The 3,987-nt window shown below is 70.5% G+C and carries 6 protein-coding genes; all 6 read left to right on the forward strand.

The window, feature by feature from the left end:
- Positions 1–101: 101 nt before the first annotated feature.
- The 6 genes from LCD31_RS28350 (at position 102) to LCD31_RS28375 (ending at position 3,788) form a co-directional block, all read left to right on the forward strand.
- Positions 102–368 (forward strand): hypothetical protein, encoded by a 267-nt coding sequence (locus LCD31_RS28350; protein ID WP_224963184.1) that lies wholly within the window; start codon positions 102–104, stop codon positions 366–368.
- Complete coding sequence (locus LCD31_RS28355) at positions 368–547, forward strand: hypothetical protein (RefSeq protein ID WP_224963186.1); 180 nt, start codon at positions 368–370, stop codon at positions 545–547. The genes LCD31_RS28350 and LCD31_RS28355 overlap by 1 nt, the downstream gene beginning before the upstream one ends.
- Before the next feature lie 71 nt (positions 548–618).
- On the forward strand, positions 619–861 hold the full coding sequence (locus tag LCD31_RS28360; protein ID WP_224963188.1) for a hypothetical protein: 243 nt from the start codon (positions 619–621) through the stop codon (positions 859–861).
- 100 nt (positions 862–961) lie between these two features.
- Entirely contained in the window at positions 962–1,906 is a 945-nt protein-coding gene (locus tag LCD31_RS28365) for a bifunctional DNA primase/polymerase (RefSeq protein ID WP_224963190.1), read from the forward strand.
- Complete coding sequence (locus tag LCD31_RS28370) at positions 1,903–2,181, forward strand: hypothetical protein (RefSeq protein ID WP_224963192.1); 279 nt, start codon at positions 1,903–1,905, stop codon at positions 2,179–2,181. Before LCD31_RS28365 ends, LCD31_RS28370 begins: the two co-directional genes overlap by 4 nt.
- A 71-nt stretch (positions 2,182–2,252) precedes the next feature.
- A complete protein-coding gene (locus tag LCD31_RS28375) occupies positions 2,253–3,788 on the forward strand; it encodes a hypothetical protein (protein WP_224963194.1) in 1,536 nt (511 codons plus the stop codon).
- Positions 3,789–3,987: the final 199 nt, after the last annotated feature.

Here is a 3,987-nt window from a genome sequence, read left to right on the forward strand (position 1 = left end):
GGCGTTGCCCGCCCCTGCCACGCCTGCGGCGGGCAACGCCTCCGCCCCCGCCTGGCCTACCGGCTCTACCGCAACCACCGCGACCACAAGGAGAACCAGCGATGAGTGAACGCACCAGGCTCATGACCGCCGGACTTCACTGCGACGGCACGCGCTGCGACGCGTCCATCACCGGACCCGAACTGCCGTCCCTCTCCGGTCGGGACCACTACGAACACCGCGCTGATGCCGAGGGCTGGTCGATCTGGGTCGGCCGCGTCCGTCGCCACTACTGCCCCGACTGCGCACCCGCACCCGGACACAAGATGCGCCCCGCCCACCCCGGCGGCGGCTATCGCCACTACCGCGACAGCAAGGAGAACCGCTGATGCACAGCCGCAGCTATGACGACTACGACGCCGGGGTCTACATCGACGACGACGGACGCGACTACTCCAGCTACGGCGCGTACCTCGACGCGATGCAGGACGAGGAAGACCGCCGGATCGACGACGGGACCTGGGAGTGCCGGTGTGGCCGGATGCACCAGCCGCCGGAGTGCCGGTGAAACCCGCCGCAGCGACGAGAACCACCACCGATGCGGTCGCGTCGACCGCTGACCCTGCCCAGGAGGCACCGATGAACCGCTACTCGATCCCCGCCCGCACCGGCTACGAGGTCGTCGTCGGCTGGGACCGGCCGATGGCCTCGTACTTCGCGCAGGTCTACGGCGCCGACGGAGAGGTCCTCCTCGACCGCGGCGACGCCCTCGACCGGCTGAACTCTCCGCATCACGCCATCAACCTGGTTCGGGGCTACGTCATCGCGATCCCGAACGGATTCGCCGACGACCTCCGCGCGCTGGCGTACCCCCTCGACTGACTGACCGGGGCGGGGCCCGGGCCGGGAGCCGGGCGGCCCCCCTCTTCCCCTTGTTTGTCCTTTGTGGAGGTGAACCCTCATGACTACACAGCACGGTGCGGTGGCGCAGTTGCGCGAGTGGGCGCTGCTGTTCGCCGAACGGGGCTGGGCGGTGTTCCCGCTTCTGGTCGGTGGCAAGAGGCCCGCGCTGCATGGGCTGAAGGACTGCCCCCGGGCCGGGGTCTGCGCTGGTGGGCACCGCACCCCGGAGCAGCGCGCCACCATCGATCCGGGCGTGATCGAACGGTGCTGGTCGCGGGCGCCGTTCAACATCGGGATCGCGACCGGGCCGAGTGGGTTGCTCGTCGTGGACTGCGACCAGCCCAAGCCGGGGTTCCGCTGGCCGACGGGCTGGAACAAGGTGGGGGTGTCCTGTGGTGAGGATGTGCTCGGCGTGCTGGCCGCGGATGCCGGCATGTCGTTGCCGGAGACCTACACCGTCGGCAGCGCCCGCGGCGGCACGCACCGCTACTTCCTCGACCCGCAGCACCGCTACCGCAACACCCAGAGCGCGCTCGGCCCGCTGATCGACACCCGCGGCGGAGGCGGCTACGTCGTCGCACCCGGTTCGATCACTCCGGACGGGGCCTACGAACTCCTCGACGACTCCGACCCGGCCGAACTACCGGGGTGGTTGGCCCGGGCACTGGCTCCCAAGCCCGCAGCGGCCCGCTCAGGGCGACGTGAAATCGCGTCTGCGCGGGCCGATCGGTACGTGGCGGGTGCTATCCGGTCTGCCTGTGATCGGCTGGCAGCGACCGGTACAGGTCCGCAGAACAAAGCGCTGCACGAAGCGGCGCTGCAACTGGGGCGGCTGGTGGCCGGGGGAGCGGTCGACGACGCCACCGTGCGCGCGGCGCTGCACGACGCGATGGACCGGCTACCGCTGACCCGGCCGGAGCAGCCGTGGAACCCGGAACAGATCGACGCCACGATCGACAGCGCTTTCCGCTGGGCCCAACACCACCCCCGCACCCTCCGTGGCCGGGGCGGTGAGGCCGCATGAGCGCTGCGACGGACAACGGCCCGGACGTGCGCACCGACGCCGAGGCGCTGGCGGACTGGCGGGCGCAGATCGAGCGCCGTGCGGCGGGCTTGACCGGCCGGGTCGCCCGGGGCGGGAGCCGGGGGCCGCGGGCGGTCGCCGCGGGCGCGTGGCAGTGCGAGGGCCAGTGGAAGTGCGACGACCAGCTCGACATCTGGCAGTGCCTCGACGAGGTCGAACTCGACCAGCGCGCGGGCCACGGCGGCGATGAGGGCGGCGAGGAGGCCCCGGCATGACCAGCGCCGAACACGATCACACCCACGGAACCCGGCCACTGTGGCCGGTCGGCAAGGAAGGACGGCCCGTAGTGCGGATCAGTACGAACCCGGATGCGATCCGGCAGCTCACCGCGGCGGTCGGCAGCCGCCTGCTGCCCGACACCTACGTCCAGGACGGCACGCCCGTCGTCGTCGAAGCCGTCTCCGGCGCGGGCGACCCGGCCGCGGGCGACGACGACGTGGCGCTGCCGCTGGCGGCGAGCCCGCTGCGGGTCGCGCAGCTGGCCGGGCTGCTGGCCGAGCACACCCACGTGGTGCGCCCCGAAGTCGACAAGAACGGCAGCCATACCGAGGTCGAGACGTCCCCGGCCCGGGACGTGCTCTCCGCGGTCCTGGCACGCCGTTCCTGGCCTGAGCTGCCGGTGCTGCACCGCATCATCTCCACCCCCGTCCTGCGCCCCGACGGCACGTTGCTGCAAACCCCCGGCTACGACCCGGAAACCGGGTTCCTGCTGGCCGGGCGCACCCACCTTGAACCCGTCCCGGACCAGCCCACCCGCGACGACGTCGAGGCCGCCCGCGAGTTCCTCCTCAACACGTTCCTGCGGGACTTCCCGTGGAAGACGGCAGCCGACCGGGCGAACTACCTCGCACTGCTGGCCACACCGATCCTGCGCCCGTTCACCCGCGCACTAAGCCCGTTCGGGATCGTTGACGCGACCATGCCCGGTAGCGGCAAAACGATTCTGTCCGGCTGCGCGGGGATGTTGTCCGGGCAACGCGTGCTGACCTGGACCGACTCGGATGAGGAACTCCGCAAATCCATCACGTCCGTGTTGGCTGATCAGACCGGCGTGGTCGTCTTCGACAACCTCGAAGAAGGCCACGTCATCAACTCCGCGGTGCTGGCGCGGCTGGTGACCGAACGGACCTGGACCGACCGCAAACTCGGCACGAACTCCGCGTCGTCGTACGCCAACGACCGGCTCTGGTTGGCCACCGGCAACAACCTCCGCGTCGGCGGGGACATGGCGAGCAGGAGCGTGTGGGTCCGCCTCGACCCCGACTGCCCCCGGCCCGAAGCCCGCACCGGGTTCACCATTCCGAACCTGGACTCCTGGATTCTCCAGCCGGCCAACCAAGCCGTCGTGCTGCGGCACCTGCTGATCCTCATCCTCGACTGGACCGCCGCCGGCGCACCGACCAGCAGCAGCGTTCCGCAGATGCGGCAATTCACCCGCTGGGCACAGCACCTCGGCGGCTGGCTCGAACACCACGGCATCGACGGATTCCTCGCCAACTCCGAAGACAACCGCGCCCTCGACGACGACGGGGCCGAATGGCGCGCGTTCCTGCTGCGCTGGCACCAACTCCACGGCGACAAGCCCTTGGGCACCAAGACGCTGCGCGCCACCGCCGACGACCTCAGCGGCACCAGCGACGGCCCCTGGCAAGGCACCTTCCCCACCACCGCCAACGGCAAGCTGCTGAGCACGAAGTCCTTGGGGCGCAAGCTCACCGGGCAGGTCGGGCGGGGGCGCGGCGACATCGTGCTACGCAGCGTGTACGACACCCACGCCAGCAGCCACCAGTACTGGGTCGAACGCCAAAGCGGCACACCCTGACCCCCCGAACCAAACCCGCAAACCCGCAAACCCGCCAAACCCCACCATGACCAGCACAAAGAGGCCGGGACAGGGGGTGGAGCCAAACCCGCCACCTCTCCCGCCAAACCCGCAAACCCGCTGGACTCCTGGATTCTCCAGCCGGCCAACCAAGCCGTCGTGCTGCGGCACCTGCTGATCCTCATCCTCGACTGGACCG

The organism is Saccharopolyspora sp. 6M, assembly GCF_020176775.1.
In the GTDB taxonomy this organism is placed as follows: Bacteria; Actinomycetota; Actinomycetes; order Mycobacteriales; family Pseudonocardiaceae; genus Saccharopolyspora_C; species Saccharopolyspora_C gregorii.